Annotated in this window: 13 protein-coding genes and 1 pseudogene; 6 read left to right on the top strand and 8 right to left on the bottom strand. The window is 38.2% G+C overall.

What is annotated here, in order from left to right; all coding sequences use genetic code 11:
• Position 1 precedes the first annotated feature (1 nt).
• A pseudogene (locus N7931_RS00805) lies at positions 2 to 1,104 on the bottom strand (ISAs1 family transposase).
• Between the two features lie 161 nt (positions 1,105 to 1,265).
• Between N7931_RS00805 and yeiP the strand changes: the two are divergent.
• A complete protein-coding gene (yeiP, locus tag N7931_RS00800) occupies positions 1,266 to 1,832 on the top strand; it encodes an elongation factor P-like protein YeiP (protein ID WP_262791342.1) in 567 nt (188 codons plus the stop codon).
• A 377-nt stretch (positions 1,833 to 2,209) separates the two neighbouring features.
• Positions 2,210 to 3,163, top strand: a complete 954-nt coding sequence (locus N7931_RS00795; RefSeq protein ID WP_262791341.1) for a pectinesterase family protein — start codon at positions 2,210 to 2,212, stop codon at positions 3,161 to 3,163.
• A gap of 108 nt (positions 3,164 to 3,271) precedes the next feature.
• On the opposite strand, the gene N7931_RS00790 is transcribed toward N7931_RS00795, so the two are convergent.
• A complete protein-coding gene (locus N7931_RS00790) occupies positions 3,272 to 4,162 on the bottom strand; it encodes a LysR family transcriptional regulator (RefSeq protein ID WP_262791340.1) in 891 nt (296 codons plus the stop codon).
• An 83-nt stretch (positions 4,163 to 4,245) separates the two neighbouring features.
• Between N7931_RS00790 and N7931_RS00785 the strand changes: the two genes are divergently transcribed.
• On the top strand, positions 4,246 to 4,695 hold the full coding sequence (locus tag N7931_RS00785; protein ID WP_262791339.1) for a PACE efflux transporter: 450 nt from the start codon (positions 4,246 to 4,248) through the stop codon (positions 4,693 to 4,695).
• A 114-nt stretch (positions 4,696 to 4,809) separates the two neighbouring features.
• On the opposite strand, the gene N7931_RS00780 is transcribed toward N7931_RS00785, so the two are convergent.
• Positions 4,810 to 5,391 (bottom strand): DUF3299 domain-containing protein, encoded by a 582-nt coding sequence (locus N7931_RS00780; RefSeq protein ID WP_262791338.1) that lies wholly within the window; start codon positions 5,389 to 5,391, stop codon positions 4,810 to 4,812.
• A gap of 73 nt (positions 5,392 to 5,464) precedes the next feature.
• Between N7931_RS00780 and N7931_RS00775 the strand changes: the two genes are divergently transcribed.
• Both N7931_RS00775 and N7931_RS00770 read left to right on the top strand, forming a co-directional pair.
• Positions 5,465 to 6,145, top strand: a complete 681-nt coding sequence (locus N7931_RS00775) for an ABC transporter ATP-binding protein (protein WP_262791337.1) — start codon at positions 5,465 to 5,467, stop codon at positions 6,143 to 6,145.
• Positions 6,139 to 7,362, top strand: a complete 1,224-nt coding sequence (locus N7931_RS00770; RefSeq protein ID WP_262791336.1) for an ABC transporter permease — start codon at positions 6,139 to 6,141, stop codon at positions 7,360 to 7,362. Before N7931_RS00775 ends, N7931_RS00770 begins: the two co-directional genes overlap by 7 nt.
• A gap of 149 nt (positions 7,363 to 7,511) precedes the next feature.
• Here the strand turns inward: N7931_RS00770 and N7931_RS00765 are convergent, their stop codons facing one another.
• Positions 7,512 to 8,459 carry an NAD(P)/FAD-dependent oxidoreductase gene (locus tag N7931_RS00765; protein WP_262791335.1) on the bottom strand — a complete coding sequence of 316 codons (948 nt, stop codon included), beginning with the start codon at positions 8,457 to 8,459 and terminating at the stop codon, positions 7,512 to 7,514.
• A gap of 127 nt (positions 8,460 to 8,586) precedes the next feature.
• On the opposite strand from N7931_RS00765, the gene N7931_RS00760 reads away from it, so the two are divergent.
• Positions 8,587 to 9,027, top strand: coding sequence for an RrF2 family transcriptional regulator (locus N7931_RS00760; protein WP_262791334.1), 441 nt, complete (start codon positions 8,587 to 8,589; stop codon positions 9,025 to 9,027).
• A gap of 106 nt (positions 9,028 to 9,133) precedes the next feature.
• On the opposite strand, the gene N7931_RS00755 is transcribed toward N7931_RS00760, so the two are convergent.
• From N7931_RS00755 to N7931_RS00740, 4 genes are all read right to left on the bottom strand, one after another.
• Complete coding sequence (locus tag N7931_RS00755; protein ID WP_262791333.1) at positions 9,134 to 12,784, bottom strand: hypothetical protein; 3,651 nt, start codon at positions 12,782 to 12,784, stop codon at positions 9,134 to 9,136.
• 302 nt (positions 12,785 to 13,086) lie between these two features.
• Positions 13,087 to 14,391 (bottom strand): rhamnogalacturonan acetylesterase, encoded by a 1,305-nt coding sequence (locus N7931_RS00750; RefSeq protein WP_262791332.1) that lies wholly within the window; start codon positions 14,389 to 14,391, stop codon positions 13,087 to 13,089.
• A gap of 78 nt (positions 14,392 to 14,469) precedes the next feature.
• The gene (locus N7931_RS00745; RefSeq protein WP_262791331.1) at positions 14,470 to 15,876 is read right to left on the bottom strand and encodes an FGGY-family carbohydrate kinase; all 1,407 of its coding nucleotides are present in this window, start codon (positions 15,874 to 15,876) and stop codon (positions 14,470 to 14,472) included.
• Positions 15,860 to 17,515 carry a nucleoside transporter gene (locus N7931_RS00740; RefSeq protein WP_262791330.1) on the bottom strand — a complete coding sequence of 552 codons (1,656 nt, stop codon included), beginning with the start codon at positions 17,513 to 17,515 and terminating at the stop codon, positions 15,860 to 15,862. The genes N7931_RS00745 and N7931_RS00740 overlap by 17 nt, the downstream gene beginning before the upstream one ends.
• Positions 17,516 to 17,577 lie beyond the last annotated feature (62 nt).

Here is a 17,577-nt window from a genome sequence, read left to right as displayed (position 1 = left end):
TTCAACCAAATAAGAGTTGTTCCCTTGCTTCATCAGACCAAGCAGCCTGCTTGAGCTTTCCTTTTATGCTGTCTTTGATAGGACTTATACGAGCTAAATTCATCGCAAATATCCGAAAGGTAGCCATGTTTTCTGGAGCATCTCCACGCCTAATACGTGAATCATCTTCCTTGAATGTGACATCTAATACCCAATGTGACGAATTCTCAATAGCCCAGTGACTTCTAATCACTCTCGCAATTTGTGGTAAATCAATGGGCAATGAGCTTATGTAATACGCTGCTTCTGTACTTTCTTTTCCATTGATATAACGTGTTCTCGTCACTTCTACGACTGAACTTAGCTTCGACCATCCTTTGCGCTCCTCTAACCAGTTTGTAACGGGTAATTGCACATTGTCTATGCTCGACACGACCATGACCGTCGTTTGTGATACTCAGTGTATTAGGATTGAATTAACTGAGGTTCATCTCGACGTATCTTATGGAAGGAAGCCTTAATTTCACTTATCAGTTTTCCTTGGTTATTCTTCACTTGTAAAGCGTAATCACCACCGTTTTTATCAATGGCTTTAGTGACTTTTTTCAAACAATGCATCGCATCCGCTGTCACCACTTGGCCTTTTAGTTCAAGTAGTTCAATTAACTCCATTACAGTTGATACTTCATTTTTCTTACTCAATGATTTGCATTGAGCCAATACGAGTCCTTGTTCTACAGCATAGGCCGATACACTGTGTATCGCTGTTTTTCTATCTCCATCAAACGAATGTCTTAATGTTTTGCCATCGAAGGCAATAACTGCTTGGCCTTCATACTCCCTGAACTCGTTTACCCAATTCACAAAAGAGGTGAGTAATGCTTCAGGCTCTAAAGCACTAATGATACGTGCAATGGTATCATCAACTGGAATACCGGATTCAAAAGGCCTGAACTTACGTAACCAATCGAGTTTACTGTCACCAAATTGCTTAATGTCTTTCCATCCTTCAGCACCCGACAACATGGCAGATACTGTGAGGAAAATAATATCCAGTAGTTCGTATTTCTTATTAATATGTGAGCGGTTATCTTCAAGATTGCTGAAATGTTCGATAAAAGACATGGAGGCTAGCCGTAAAAAGCTAGATTTGATCACAAGTTAGGTACATAGGGCAAGTAAAGTATGATCTTGCCGTGATTGGCTTAAATATTTCTTCATTTGCCTATTGGTGAGTTGCAAAAACTCTGCTATTTTCCAGCAAAATTTTTTTGAGGATTAAACCTATGCCTAAAGCGAGTGAAATTAAAAAGAATAATGCGATTGAAGTCGATGGTCGTGTCATGATGGTACATGATATTGTCCGCTCTGTACCGCAAGGTCGTGCTGGCGGCAGCTTATATCGTATGCGTTTATACGATGTTATAACGGGTGCTAAGTTAGATGAAACATTTAAAGATTCGGATATGTTAAATCTGGCTGATTTAACTCGCCGCGAAGCTATGTTTTCATACGTGGATGGTGACGAATATGTATTTATGGATAACGAAGATTACACACCTTACCATTTAAATAAAAACGTGATTGCCGAAGAAGTTCAGTTTATTAACGAAGAAACCAAAGGCATTCATGTGGTTATTATAAAAGAAGCACCAGTTGCCATTGAATTACCGGGGATTGTTGTATTAGAAATTGTTGAAACTGCGCCGTCGATTAAAGGTGCCTCTGCCAGCGCTAGAACAAAACCTGCCACATTAACTACAGGCTTAGTGGTACAAGTGCCGGAACATATTTCTACTGGCGATAAAATTAAAATCAATACGGTTGAGTATAAATTTGCTGGCCGCGCTTAATTTTATTTAAGCTCAAATTGATACAACTAATCTACTAACCTCTGCTTAAGATAATACATAGCTAACTACTTATCTTAAGCAAAGGTTAATCAACCTGAACTGCGCGTAATAAAATTTGCCCAACGGGTTATTTTTCCGTCTCTCATCGTTGGAACGTAAAATAAGTTAGGTATTATTTAATCCAATTGTTGAGGAATTTACTTCAACATTTCTTATACGAAGTTCAGGTTTATCAGACGAAATACCCGCACTTTTCCACCAGTTGTGATTTTTATAGTCAATATTTTCACTTAACTTGTTATTTTATATTTAAATTAGTTTTACTATAGCGTTACGAGTATCCAATAAAAATTGAAATAATAAAGTGAGGTGTTTGAATGAAAACAATCTGGATTTCTGTTTTATTAGTCATAGCCAGCTTTGGCGTACACGCCAAAGTCAATTATAAAACCGAGCTAGTGGTTGCTAAAGATGGCTCTGGTGATTTTAGCCAAATTCAGCAAGCGATTTATGCCACCAAAACCTTCCCTGATGTACCGATCAAAATTTATATTAAAGATGGTATCTACAATGAGAAAGTAGAAGTGTATTCATGGAATACCAAAGTTTCACTGATTGGTGAAAGTCGCGATGGCACCATCATCACTTATAACGATCATTTTGATAAAATTGATAAAGGCCGCAACAGCACTTTTCACACTTTTACCCTAAAAGTTGCGGGTAATGATTTTCATGCCGAAAACTTAACGGTGATTAATTCAGCCGGACCGGTTGGACAAGCGGTTGCCTTGCATGTAGAAGCCGACAGAGCCTCATTTTTAAATGTAAGTTTAAAAGGAAATCAAGATACACTTTACCTAGCCGGTGAGGGGGCGCGTACTTACTTTAAAAACTGTTATGTTGAAGGCACAACCGATTTTATTTTTGGCGAAGGTACTGCGCTGTTTGAAAACTGCGAAATTAAATCGCTGAGTAACTCATTTGTGACAGCCGCCTCTACACCACAAGGCCAACCATTTGGCTTTGTATTTAACCAGTGTAAATTAACCGCAGCCAAAGGTGTCGATCAAGCTTATTTAGGTCGCCCGTGGCGCCGTTACGCAAAAACCGTTTTTATAAACTCTGAGTTTGGTGCTCATATTTTACCTATAGGTTGGGATAACTGGAACAGCACAGAAAACGAAAAAACCGTGTTTTATGCTGAATACGGTAATACAGGCAAAGGCGCTCAAACTAAGCAACGAGCCAGTTGGAGCCAAGTTATGGTTGCCTCTCAAGCGGCTGATTACACTAAAAAGAATATTTTAGGTGACTGGCAACCAGCTTTTTAAGTGGTATTAATACCTGTAGCAGGTTTTATGCCCGAGCCTGCTATTTTAATAAAATACACTATGTGTTTATTTTTAAGCATACAGAGCCTATGAAGCGGTAGTGAGTATTCACTTTACTGCAACAGAAAATAAATTTCTTGATTCAGCTTCTAACCATTTGAGTGCGCTTCCTCTGATACCATCAATTTGCATAACTCTATCGACGGGTATCGTCCAAGTTTGAATGTCAAAACTGATTGGTAATTTGACGAGGGGGCTATTTGCAGGCATATTTTCTAATATATGAGTCGGTAAATAACCCCATCCTAAATTAAGCTCAGCCATATCTCTGATGACTGTAAAGTCATTACTACAGTATTTGTGCGGTGATATTTCTGGTAATAGCGCCGCGGGTTTACCTTCTGTACTTTGAAAAACTAATTGGCGATGAAGTGCCAGGGAAGAGCGAGTAACACTTTTTAATTGACTCAATGGATGGTTATGATGTGCGACGACACAAAAAGGTAAGTGTCCTAATAAGCCTAGCTCAACGCCTGTTGGCATAGTTCCATCAATTAGCATTAAGCCAAAATGGGTTTGTCCTGATTTAACTAAATGAGGGATATCACAGCTTTTTGCTACATTAAGAGTGAGATTGGTCTCAGGGAATTGCAAATTGAATCTATCCAAAAGTTTATAAAGATTAGAGAACAATAGAGACGGATCGACAGCAATTTCTAGCTCACTTTCATTGTCTAGGTCCATTGAATGAGCAACAGAATGAAACTCTTGTGATTGTTGTAGGGTTGCTCTTGCATGAGGTAATAATCTTGCTCCGTGCTTGGTTAGCTTAGGGTTACGAGTCGTTCTATCGAATAACTCAAGGTTTAAATCAATTTCTAAATTAGCTATCGTATGACTGACTACTGACTGAGCTTTTCCTAGTTTTCTTGCTGCTGAAGAGAATGTGCCTTCTTCAGCACAGACAACAAAAACCCGCAATTGTTGTAAACTTAACATATCTGTTTTTTAGATGGTTACTAACTTTAATGTATATTAAATATAGATATTATTTTCTTCAATCTAATTTTGAGGAGATTTTAATGTCAAATAAAGAACGAATTTTCCATAGTATGCTGTTTGAAATTGTTGCATTAATAATTTTAATTCCGTTAGGAAGTCTATTAAGTGAACTCAGCACTAAAAATCTGACTGTAATTACCATTACATTAGGTCTTATAGCAATGTGCTGGAACTTTGTTTACAACAAGATTTTTGATCATTTTTTTGGTGAAAATCGGATAGATAGAGGAATATTAATACGTATTGTACATGGGGTTTTATTTGAAGCCGGTTTAGTTGTGCTTACACTACCTATTATTATGTACCTATTAAATATAGATTTTCTAAATGCGCTCAAGTTAGATCTAGGGATCATCATCTTTTTCTTAATTTTTGCGATCATTTTTAATTGGTCTTACGACAAGCTCAAGTACTCATTATTTGAATCGAATATAAATAATAAATCACTTTGTGGTGAAAAAATGGATTAAGAGCATTTTAAACTATAAATTTGAACGCAAACACGGCAGCGGCTAATCTTTTAAAATGGCATAAGTTAGTACACAAGATTTTGCAAATCGCTTTTTAATTAATGGCGTTTATAGCTATTCATCGTAAGGTGATATTCGCTTAATATTCATTTGGTAAGCTGATGCTGCAATGTCGTTTGTCGTGTTTTCTATTGTGATTGTGCCTTCAAACCAAAACGGGTCATATAAATTGTTAACGGTTAGGCCTTGCTCATAATCGACATAAATAATTTGATTTGGCGGAGGTGGTGGCATGTGTAGACAAGCGCCAAAATAAGGCACAATAAAAAAGCTTATCGCTTTTTGTGATTGGTCAACAAAAATAGGTACAACAAATCCGGGAATACGGATTTTTTTATTATTAAACTCAGCTATCACTCGGTGTGAACTTAGCGCTTGTTGGTAGCGCTTGGTTTTGTCGTCCAGCTTTTCTGTTTGCTTAAATGCTTCTAAAGTATCATTTTCACTACCATCCATTATTTGTGTTAAATAATCTGGTGGATCCATTAAGGCATCTAAATCGTCTTTTGGCAGAAGCTCGGGCCATTCAATCATTTTAAAGGCTGGGTCAAAATTTTGAGCAGCCCAAATAGGTTGAGATAAAACGAAATAAATCGGTAATAGGATAATTGGCAGCGAAAATAATTTGAATTTCATTTTTGGTGACATTTGAATTTATAAATTTATTTATGTTATAACGTAACATAAATAAATGGGGAAGTTAACTTAAATGACACTACCGCTTGCAATTCAAATTGAAAATCTAAAATTTAGTTATCCAAAAGCTCAGGCAGGATTAAATATTAATCATTGGCAGGTTAAAAAAGGGGAGCAAATCTTTTTATATGGTGATTCAGGTAGTGGAAAATCGACCTTATTAAATTTGTTATCCGGTATTTTAGTGCCTGACTCTGGTGAAATTAAGATATTAAAACAAAGTTTTTCTGAATTATCTGAGCGAAAACGCGATAAATTTAGAGCCAATCACATTGGGGTTGTTTTTCAGCAATTTAATCTAATTCCTTATTTAAGTGTACAGAAAAATATTGAGCTGGCGGTACATTTTGCCGGGCGGCGTATTCAGCAGTCGTTAATTTCCCAAATGCTGACACAGTTAAAATTAGATGCCTCTGTTAGCGAAAAGCCAGCTTCAGCCTTGAGTATTGGTCAGCAGCAGCGGGTCGCAATAGCGCGTGCTTTGATTAATCAGCCCGATATTTTATTGGTTGATGAACCAACCTCTGCATTGGATGCTAATGCTCGAGATGCATTTATGGATATTTTATTAGCGATGTGTCAGCAATGTTCGACCACTCTGATTTTTGTGAGTCATGATTTAAGCTTACAACACTATTTTTCGACAAGTCTTAATATTAAAACGTTACAGCACCCCGAGTCTTTTCTATGTTAGTTTCAATTGCATGGCAGAGTTTAAAAGCGAGAAGAAAAACCGTTATGCTTACTTTTATTTCACTGTTAATTAGTTTAACTGTGTTATTAAGTGTCGAGCATATTCGCTCACAAGCAAAAGAGAGTTTTAATCGAACTGTGTCTGGCATAGATATGATTGTGGGCGCTCCCAGCGGCCAGCTTAACTTGTTGCTTTATTCTGTATTTCGACTCGGTTCACCGGTTAATGAAATTCAGTATCAAAGTTTTATTAATCTTAAAAAGCATAAGGATATAAATTGGGCTATCCCCATTGCGCTTGGGGACTCACATAAAGGGTATAGAGTACTTGGTACTAATAATGATTATTTTAATTATTATCAGTATGGTGATAAGCAAAAGCTCGCTTTTAAAGTAGGTCAGCATTTTAGGGGAGTATTCGACGCTGTTTTAGGGGCTGAGGTTGCTAAAAAGCTCAATTATCATGTGGGTGATCAAATTATTATTGCTCATGGTATTGGCTCTAGCAGTTTTAGTGAGCATCAACTGTCACCTTTTGTTGTGAGTGGTATCTTAGCGCCGACCGGAACTCCGTTAGATAAAACTGTACATGTAACTTTAGCAGGGATCGAAGCAGTTCATTTACCGCCAGCACATTTAAAGCAGTTAATCGTGCATTTAGATAAAGTACCGTTAGAGCAAATTCATCCAAAAACCATAACTTCTGTGATGCTGAGTTTAAAATCAAAATTTTCCATTTTTACTCTGCAACGTGCTATTAATCAAACTCAAGATGATAGGCTAATGGCTATTTTACCCGGAGTTGCCATGACTGAGCTATGGCTACTTATGGGAACAGTTGAAAACATTTTAAGAGTAATTAGCTTTTTAGTTTTAATTTCATCGCTAATAGGGCTTTGCACTATGTTATTGGCAAGTATGCAGCAAAGAGCATCTGAATTTACCGTGCTGCGTATTATTGGCGCTGGGCCTGCTAGCCTATTTTTACTTATTTTAATTGAAGCTTTTTTATTATTGGTTCTGAGTGTGATAGCTGCAATTGGGGTGATTAGTTTGACCCTATGGTATTTTAATGGATGGTTGTCGGCTGAATTTGGTTTGTTTTTATCTACAAATATACTTAACCAGTCCACTTTTGAGATTCTCGCATTGATTTTTGGTGCTACCTTGGTAACTGCTTGTCTGCCGGCGTATGAGGCCTATCAGCAGGCTAAATGACCTCAACGCAGTTACAAGAACAACCCTCACTAAAAAGTGAAATTAAATCAAAATCCAAATCCAATAAATTAAGATATTAGCTAATTTCTTATCCAGAGTTGGGATTAAATAGACTAACTTAATATTACTCCTTTCTTAAGTTTCTGGTGTTAGCCAAACATAAGTGATTGATGCACACTCACACCGGCCATTACACCAGAAGCAATTGCAAATGTTCCATTTTGCATCGGATTAGAATTATCACCAGCTGCATATACATTGGCAACTGAGGTTTGTTTAAATTCATCAACTTTGATTATTTTACCCAATGGGGAATCAGTTAACTCACAGCCCAGCGTGGAGACAATTGAATTATCTGCATGTATTTTAGGTGCAACATATAAACCTTCTATTGAGCGTTCGGTTCCGTTTGCCAAGGTAACTGAGTATATATCTTTGCCATTACCATTTATTTTAATTACCGGTGTATTTTCTATCTTTACCCCTCGTTTTGTTAACAATGCCAGCTGATCAGCATCTGGAATAAATTGATTTTGCGTAAATAAAGTTGTTACACCCCAATCCGGTAACATGGCCGCCTGATGTGCTGAAAGTGGATTACTGGCAAGCACGCCAAGTGCCCTATGCGATAATTCATAACCGTGGCAGTAGGGGCAATGTACAACGGATTGTCCCCAATGTTCGGCAACGCCGGGTATATTGGGTAATTCATCCCGTAATCCTGTGGCCAGAATTAATTTTTGTGCGATAACTATTTTGGCATTGGAAGAAAATTGAGATTTATGGTTGGATATATCAGGCGTTTCTGTGTTGTTTAAAAATATTTTAAATCCGTTTTCTGCTTGGTTTTCAACATGAGTGGCTCGACCATTTATTAAGCTAAAAGTTGGATATTGGTTTAACTGATGTAAAGCTGTTTCCTTAATTTCAGACGGTGATTTGCCATCTAAACAAAAAATACCATGAGAATATGATGCAAAACGATTTCTTGGTTTCTGATCATCAATCACAACGACTTTTCTGTGGCCACGTACTAATTGCATAGCGGCTGATAACCCGGCAAAACTCCCTCCAATAATGGCGACTTCAGTATTCATTTTATTTCCTCTTTGGTTCTGCTTAATGCTAATGTAACTTTTAAAGTTACATTAGCATTGCACGAAATCAGCGTTAAAGCAATACACGTAACTTTAAAAGTTTCGTGATATACTGAGCTAAATTTGAATGCTGAGAAAGTACATGCGTAAAGACAGTCGGTTATCTAGAATTTTACATATTTTGATCCATCTTAATTTTTTAGAGCGGCCAGCAACTTCTGAAGAATTAGGTAAAATGATTAATACTAATCCCGTTGTTGTTAGACGAACTATGGGGTTATTAAAGCAAGTTGGGTATGTAACGTCAGTTAAAGGGCATAGTGGCGGGTGGTCTTTAAATACAGAGCTGAGCAAAATAACCTTATTTGATATTCACATTTTGGTTGGGGAAAATTCGGTATTTACAATCGGGCTAACAGATGAACATAACAATTGTCCGATTGAGATTGCAGTGAATACATCACTCAGCCAAGTATTAAACGAAGCCGAAGCGTTAATGTTGAGTCGATTTAAGCAGATTACAATTCAATCATTAGCCCAAGAGTTTAAACTCAACAATACAGATTAATTTAAATATTAAACAATATATATGTCGTACTGCCAAATGGGGTTAATGCTTAAAATTTAAAGCACCTATTTTTAGGTGCTTTGTTACTCATTTGAAATGTTATGCTCTAAGGGTTAATTAAATACATAGCTTGGCGGGTGGACAACATAAACTGGTGTCCTTTTTCAGTTGAATACCTATGTTTTAAACCCCTTATATTTGTTGTTCCTATTAGAGCTGGACTCGCCCATATTTGTTGAACGCCTGCATTAAACTTGGCTAAGTAAGATGCGGGTGTATCGTAATAGCCGGAGTATTCCTCATCACTCAATATCGCAAAGAAATTTTGTTGAGTTCGGCTAGATGTGTCAACTACTACATCTCGTACAATTTGGTTTAACTGATAATTACCAGCTTCAATTAATTCTGAATTGACAAATTTATAAATCGTAATTTGACCTTTGTTGTAATAACTAGATGAAGCAACACATAATATTTCTGGTGTTAAATCATCATCTTGGTTAAAAAAGACAACTCTTGAACATGCTTTGTCAAGGTAACTCAATTCTGTTAGTTTATTTTGGTTATATTGCAACAAGTGCAGTCTGTCATAGGTACTGACTGCAAAAGTGGCTTGGTCATTAAGCTTAGCTATATCAAAATCAGATATTCTGCTGTCAAAAGCATGATTAGCAATAATTAATTGGTTTTCTACATCTAGTAAATTTAATATTGAGCTATCGGCATAAACAGCATCGACATAATCATCATTATTAATTTTATAGGCTGAAACAACACCTATGTTGCTGTCATAGTCGCCTTCTATCGACCATTGTTCAGTCATATTACTTATTTCTACTACAGAGAAAACACCATCGTAAGTTTGTGTTGCAGGACCAAATAACTCACCATAGCCGTCATTGTCATAATCAGTCACGGCTGCATGTTGACTGTTATCCCAGTTAGATGAAATTTCGTCGCTGATCTCTATATTGCCGTTTGCATCCATTAACACAAGTCTGCTGCTATCATATCCACTGCCTGAACTTGGGACAAAAAACACGGCTTTCTCTTGTTCTGGCTCTACTTCTACCCAACCCGCGCTCGAATATGAGTCAAGTTGTGGTGAGTCGGCCCCCAATTTTAAGCTAACAGTCTCTTGTTCTATGTCTGCAATAACAAAACTGTCAGCTCCACTCGAGCTTTGGTCTGATCCCCAATGAACTTCTAATGAACCATCGTTATCTGAGTCGCCAACAGCAATCGACTTAGAACCATGCCCTTGCATGTCTATTGCCCACTTTTGTTCTAATATTTGCTCTGTAGTATTCCAATCGTACGCGGTAATATTACCCCATTGGCAATCGCCAATTAGAACTTCAGCCGCTGGATCTTGATCAATGTTTTTGGTTTCCAGTGAGCAGGTATTAAAGTTATCGAATGAATATAATTGCGCTTTTGCCTGAGCAGAAAAAACAGCTGCTCGTCCCCACGAATCGACCCCAATAATTTCATCTAAACCATCATTATCTAAATCAGCTGCTTTTACTGCTTGAGAGCCGAACGCTGTACCGCTTAACCATTGATTGGCAAATGACTGACCATCATAGACTCTGCCATTATTGAGGATAATTTCTAACTGGCTGTCATTATCCACGTTGCCAAAAGTCATATCCGTTGCAGAAGATACATTGGTGCTAAATACTTCTGTTGATAAATCATTTAAAGCATAAATTCTTAATGATTTATTACTCGAGTTACTACTGGTTAATAACACAAGTGCTAATTCACCATTGTTGTTTAAGTCTATTATATTGAATTTGGATATATCGTTTTGAGTTTCAAGCAATACACTCGCCATAGCGGTTTGATTATCTATTAATGTAAGGCCTTGTTCCGTTGCAACGATAATTTCTAACTCAGCATCTTGATCTATATTTTTACCAATAACTTGTACGATTTGCCCCGTTGTTGGTAACTGAAACGGATACATCCAAAATTGTTGATAGTTATCATTATTTTCTGAAATTAAAAATACACGATTACGGCTATCAGTGGATAAAATTTCGTTATTACCATCGCCAGTAAAATCACCAATCCAAATTGAATCATTTTGATAGGGGACTTCCATCCCTGAACGGGCAATAGGCATTTTTCCACCTGTATTTACAGCAATGGGTAAGGTATTGGTTGGGGAAGTTTCTGAGGTTTCTCCGAGCATAGCGAAAGAAAAATTGAAAGTTTGCTCTGGGAAAATTAGATCAGAATTAACAGTCCATTTAATTAAGCCTGTTTCATCCATTACGGCACCATCTGGTGCCCCCGACATTTCAAAGTTAATCGCTGAGTTATCAGCGTTGGGGTAATCGGGGTCGCTAACATTGACATTGAACTGGACAACATCACCAGCTTTTACATTATCAGGCAAATTTGACACGGTAAATGTTGAAGGTGAATCGGAAATTGTCAAAGAGATGAAATCACTTTCTACATTATTAATGCCATCAGAAACCAGCATAGATACTTTTACTTCATCGCCAAAAATAGCAGTGTAAGCGGGTAGAGTATCTGTTGTTAAACCTTCAACAAGAACATCATTAATATACCAGTTAAAGCTAATTTCCAGCTCTTCTTGCTCGGTGTCTACATCACTAATATAGCCGGGCTGAACTGTAATAGGTGTGGTGGTGTAATAATCATCCCAATAATTAAGCCGAGGCTCTGAAATAACTGGAGGTAAGCTTAATTTATCCAAAGTAACAAGTGCTATTCCAGTTGTATCTTGTTTTTTATCTATATTATAAAAAGGGCTTAAATAAGCGCCGCTATCATATTCACCGTCATTATCTGTATCAACAATATATTTAGTATTGTTGTAGCTAAATTCAAATTGGATATCTTGTTCCCCACTGAAAGACATGGAGCCTTCACTTGGGTAAAATGGCGAATTGCCTTCAAGATCTGAATCAACCTTAAAATGACCAATATCCGAGATATACACATCACCCGACGGGTTAGTAAATGAGTCGCTTAGTTGTGTTACAACATCTCTACCATTGAAGCTGTTAATTAAATATTCTTCATATTTGATTTCAGGGTAGTTTTGTGTCGTAGTAATTTTTAAATATCCAGATGTGGAATAAGTTTTAACCGTTTCGTCAGTATAATAATCCAGAGTTTGGCTTGTCACATTATCAAAAAATAAAACAAAGTTAAGCCTGTCATTAATACCTTTAGTCGCCGAGATAGTACCTTTACCCGACAGTATTGATAGGTAATTATGACGACAATTATTCAATTTATATTGGATCAAGCCAACATTGTCTTCATCTAAATCAGCAACAATACTAATCGTGCCCGATTCTGCACAATTAAATGTACCACTTTCGCTTGCGGCTACCAAACTTTGCAATGACGTAACTTGATGTTTGCTAAAATTGCCATCCGTGTTAATTGGCCTGGCAGATTTAGCTTGGACCGTTTGTTGCTGCATATACATAATATCCTCAAAAGGGATATATGGAATTGGTGTTTGATCTACCCCCCACACAGCATGAAACGCATCATTTGCCGTGGAAAGGTTTAATTCAGCAGATTGTTTATTGCCAGAATAGAGGGAATTAACTTTATCTTTATAGGCAGCAATTAATTGAGATTCGCTATGCGATTGAGGGTTATCAATAATACTTTGGCTGTCTGATTCACTGCCCCCACTGCCACATGCTGACAAGACTGAAATGGCGGCACAGGTGATCATTAAATGTACAGGTTTAAACATAGGTGTCCTTCTTTATATTTATTTTATCCGTCAAAAACTATGGAGTTTACCTTGGGTAAAGGGATTGTCAATCAAGTTAAACACGACTATTAGGTTGCTAACAAAGTTAAATTTATATTTGTTTGAATTTTAATTAATTGGCTGTTAATTAACAAAATTAATAAGTGGTGTTTTACTAAAATGAGTCGCAATAGTTGAGGTTATCATCTGTAATATTTGCATTTTTAATGCACAACGGCAGCTTGCAAAAATACAAGCTGCTGTAATTGAGTTAATGGTTTTATTACGACTGTACGACGTTTTTAATTACCCGATATTTTTACTTTTACTGGGCGCATATCTGGCCATAAAGCGGGTGGAAAGTCTTTTTGCTCCGGTTTTACTGGATCCGTTAAATCTAGTTCAACTGGCGCTGTTTTCACTAAATCAGGGTGAATGGTTTGAAGATTTTGGGCAACCATATTAGCAATAACCCATGCGCCGTAGTGATTATGGTGGGTTTTGTCTTTACCCTGAGCGGCAAATGCTTTTGGCGAATCTTGCCCGAGTTGTTGATAAAATGCGGTTGTTTGTGCAGTTAAATCGATCACGGGTACATTAATATCGCGTCCTACTTTACGGACTGCGGCATCATATCCTTCATGGGTATTAATGAGTTGCCCGTTTTTATAGTGGCGACGTGCAACCGGGGTAATAATCACAGGATAAGCTTCGCGTTGGCGAACATCGGCAACTAATGCCCGTAAATACTCAGGATAAGCGCCATCAGCTGCGGAGTAAGTTCTTGGCCACTGTTTTTTCTCATCATTATGAGCGAACTGAATCAGCACAATATCACCGGCCTGAGTTTGGCTCATGAGTTTGTCCCAGCGCAGTGAAAATATAAAAGATTTCATGGTTTCGCCGCTTCTGGCGTGGTTGATGACGAGTTTGTTGTTAACCAGAGCTGGCATAAATTGTCCCCAGCTTGCATAGTCGCTGGAGGCCTGATCAGCAACGGTTGAATCACCGGCAATTAAAATTCGGTTAACTTTGCTTGGGGTAATTTTTAATTCACTAAACTCAACATCCTGATTGGATAGCGCTATGGTTAATTTATCATCCCAGTTGCGTGAAATATCTTCATCGCCACGCAATCCTACTTTTGGCCCAGTGCGCTCATCTTCGGTTTTATCCTGCTCTGCTTTATCCAGATAAGGGGTTTTCATATCTACATAAAACGTGAAGTTTTTGGTATCGTTTGCATTTAAGTGCTGAACAGAAGTCATTACACGTCGGTCTTCACTGAATACTAAAAAGTCAGTTGATTTTTTAGCTTCAACCGTGAGTTCAACTTTATACTGACCTTCGGGCGCTTTTACCGAAAACGCATTTTCAGTTGAATTTTTAAAGTTATCTTTGCCATAACCCAATTTTTGATTATAGCTTTGGGTTAACAGCTCAGTTTGGGTTTGAAAGTCAAACTGATAATGCTCTTGCATGGTATTTTGCTCGTTTGCATGTAACGGATTGAATAAAGCTGCGCCGAATATACCAGCAGCTAAGGCTGATTTGAGTGGCTTGGTTGTTGTTTTTTGCAAGCCAGTGCTGAATGTTTTATAAGTCATTATTAACCCTTGGTTTGGTCTTTACAAAAAGAAAAAGCAGCGGAGCAGGGACAGATAAAACCTGCCCCGCTGTAAAAGTTAAGCTTGCGCGGCGGCAAGCCATAAAGCTTTGTAATCTTCAAGGTTTTCAATACCTGCTGGTTCAGCAATTTCAATATTGGTTTGAGGCTGATCTTGCCATTGCTGCCATTTGGTCATAACCCATGCGCCTTTTACTGTACTGGCGCTATCGCCAGATAAAACTACGTTTTGCTCGGGTCTAAGCTGGGCAATTAAACGACACATTAATGGGTTTTTCTTTGAGGTACTGCCAAAAATAATATCGCCTTTGGCATTTAGCAGCGTTAGCTCGTGATCTATCATCAAGGCTAAATACAGTGTGGCTAATGCATTACCATTATGCGGCTGGGCGGTAATTTTACTTTGTTTGCCAACAAAGGGGCCGCTACCGGCTGAAAACGCTGGTAAAGCAAAAATTTTGTCGTTGACTATGGTTTGCAAATCTTCCGCGCTGATTGGATCTGACGTTTTAGCGCCGGTTTGTTCACAAATTTGTGAAAATTCACGGCCACCCATAAAACGGGCGCAGGCGATTGGCTGGTTTAAAACACAGACATTTGCCAGCATGTCTTTTTCTTCTTTAAGTGCGTGAATATCTGCGCCCATTGCCATGCTGATAACCCAAGTACCCGTGCTAACCACAGTAAAAGGCTTGCCATTATTTTGGCCTAAATAGCGGGAAAAGCTGGAGTTAGAATCATGAATGCCGGCGTATACTTGGCAGTTTGTATTTAATCCGGTTTGGTTTGCTACTTGCGGCGTAACTTTACCTACTACCTCATCGGCATTGACTAAAGCAGGTAGAGCATGGCGAATATTAAGTGTATCAACCAAACTTGAATAATCGGCGATTTCCGGTTGCCATAAATCGGTATGGCAACCTAGAGAAGTGACTTCGTTAACTAATTTTCCGGTTAAGCGCCATACCCAATATTGTGGGTACATTAACACTGCTTGTACTTGAGAAAATTGTTCGGCAAAGTGTTGTTTTAGCCAGAATAATTGTCTGCCTAAGTTAAGACCCGCTGATAAATTAGGCGATAACGTTTGGTTAAAATCAGGGCGAATTTGGTTATAAGCCTGATTACAGCTTTCAACCACTTCGCATTCATAATCCATAACCGGCAACGCAAGTTTGCCAGAGCTGTCGAGTAATACTGCACAGGCACCGTGTGTGGTAATATTAATTGCATTAATATCGAATTGATCTGCTGCTTTTTTAAGGCAACTCAGTAACCAAGTTTCAACGTTTTCAACATCGATATAAGTATAATCTGGGCCTTGAATTGACTGGTTTAAAGCTGATTCGCTCCAAACGGTTTCGCCCTGATCATTTAATACATTGCCTTTGATATTTGTTTTGCCTATATCAAAAATAAAGGTATACATGGGTGGTAAAGCTCCGTCGCTAACTAATGTTGTCACTATCAGCCACTTTAACAGAATAATAGGTTGCGCTAATAAAGTAGATGAGTGTTGGCCAAATCATGATTTGTTTAAAGTTATTCAGCATGATTAGCTCAAAACTAACCGCTAATGCTAAACCAAAACAAATCACTAAACTTAAAATTGCTAGATAAAAACTGAATGCTTTTGGCGCTTTGGCCGTGGTGGTTTGCTCAAGCTGATTGGCTAAATAGCTTTGCTCTTGTTTTTTGCGTTTTAGCTCAGCAATTTCCGCCAACTTTGCTGGTTTATGGTAGTTCGCTTTTGCCCCCATAAAACTAGCTAATAATAAATAGCTAAATAAAGCAAAAAACCAAGCAACAACCGGTAAATAAAATACGTGCATGCCAAGGCTGTTAAATAAATAACAGGCAAGTAGCGTGAGTAGCCAGCTAATCAGTGCTGCTTTATTAATATATTGTTGTTTGTAGTTAGACCAATAACGGGTTAACCCTAACTTAGGTAATACCCAATGCTCACATACTATCACCGCACCAACCGGAGCAAGTAATAATGCCATCAAGCTGACAAAATCCATTAACTTGGTAAAAACAAACGGGAAGCAGGCAATAATCGTGGTAATAATGCCGACAATACAGGTGACTTTAGTGCGGTCCCAATTTTTATTTAATGACTGAAAAGCTAAACCCGCACGGTAAATGGTTGGATTGGAGGTTGTCCAACCGGCAATAATCACGGCGATAATGCCGGCGGCACCTAATGCCTGATAAGCAACTGCCCCTGCATCTAGTTGGGTGACATCGGTTTTTAATAAAAGTGCCGCGCCAGCACCCATAATACCGGCACAAATCCAAGCAATAAAATGGCCGATAAACATACCTAAAGCAGAGAAAAAACCATAAGAGGATTTACGTGCAAAACGTAAAATGGTCATATCTGACATCGCGCCATGCATCGCCATATTACAAACCCATGCAAAAGCCGCCACATGCCACCAACCTAAACCTTGCTCATTAGCTTGCCAAATAAAAGTATCGGCAACGGTTAACCAGTTATTGAGCGTTGTTGAATTTAGGTCTGGCGTTGCGGCTATTAAGGTTGGTGCAATCGCTAGGGCACCTGCTATAAACATTAAGATCATCCAAGGTGCACAAACCTCGGCAAACTGGGCGATATTTTTAAATCCTTTAACGGCGATAAAAACCACTACGGCGCCAACCGCCAGAGCGACTAGGACAAAAGCAATATCGGTTGGATACCAATTCACCTGAGCGGGTAAGTTAAATAAGATGCGTACAGCAGAGGCTGAAACTGTGATCATAGCGCCAGCCAATACACAGAATAAAATGCCGTTTACAATCGAATAAAGTTTAATAATGCCAGGACCGGCAATTTTTTCTAAATAAGCATATAAAGTCAGACGAGTGTCGGTCGCAATTGGTGCGCAGATTAAACCCCAAGTTAATACTGCTAATAAATTACCGATAATTAAACCCAGTAATAAATCTAAAGTACCCACACCCCAAGATACAAACATAGCGCCAATCACAAACTCAGTACCGGCAACGTGCTCGCCTGCATAACTAGCTGCAAAATATTTTGCTGGTTTAAGTTGCTGCGGTGCAACTGGGTTACGATCAAATTCTACACTGCTCACTTTTGCCTCTTTTATTATTTTTAGATAACTTTATTTTTAAGTTTGTTAAAAATGACCGAAAA

The sequence above is a fragment of the Catenovulum sp. 2E275 genome, from assembly GCF_025515275.1.
GTDB lineage: Bacteria > Pseudomonadota > Gammaproteobacteria > Enterobacterales > Alteromonadaceae > Catenovulum.
The sequence above is the reverse complement of the archived record's forward strand: the minus strand, read 5'-3'. Positions and strand labels throughout refer to the sequence as shown.

Excerpts from the sequence above, each read along its gene's own strand:
- yeiP (WP_262791342.1), top strand. The coding sequence starts at position 1,266 with ATGCCTAAAGCGAGTGAAATTAAAAAGAATAATGCGATTGAAGTCGAT.
- N7931_RS00795 (WP_262791341.1), top strand. The coding sequence starts at position 2,210 with ATGAAAACAATCTGGATTTCTGTTTTATTAGTCATAGCCAGCTTTGGC.
- N7931_RS00790 (WP_262791340.1), bottom strand. The coding sequence starts at position 4,162 with ATGTTAAGTTTACAACAATTGCGGGTTTTTGTTGTCTGTGCTGAAGAA.
- N7931_RS00785 (WP_262791339.1), top strand. The coding sequence starts at position 4,246 with ATGTCAAATAAAGAACGAATTTTCCATAGTATGCTGTTTGAAATTGTT.
- N7931_RS00780 (WP_262791338.1), bottom strand. The coding sequence starts at position 5,391 with ATGAAATTCAAATTATTTTCGCTGCCAATTATCCTATTACCGATTTAT.
- N7931_RS00775 (WP_262791337.1), top strand. The coding sequence starts at position 5,465 with ATGACACTACCGCTTGCAATTCAAATTGAAAATCTAAAATTTAGTTAT.
- N7931_RS00770 (WP_262791336.1), top strand. The coding sequence starts at position 6,139 with ATGTTAGTTTCAATTGCATGGCAGAGTTTAAAAGCGAGAAGAAAAACC.
- N7931_RS00765 (WP_262791335.1), bottom strand. The coding sequence starts at position 8,459 with ATGAATACTGAAGTCGCCATTATTGGAGGGAGTTTTGCCGGGTTATCA.
- N7931_RS00760 (WP_262791334.1), top strand. The coding sequence starts at position 8,587 with ATGCTGAGAAAGTACATGCGTAAAGACAGTCGGTTATCTAGAATTTTA.
- N7931_RS00755 (WP_262791333.1), bottom strand. The coding sequence starts at position 12,784 with ATGTTTAAACCTGTACATTTAATGATCACCTGTGCCGCCATTTCAGTC.
- N7931_RS00750 (WP_262791332.1), bottom strand. The coding sequence starts at position 14,391 with ATGACTTATAAAACATTCAGCACTGGCTTGCAAAAAACAACAACCAAG.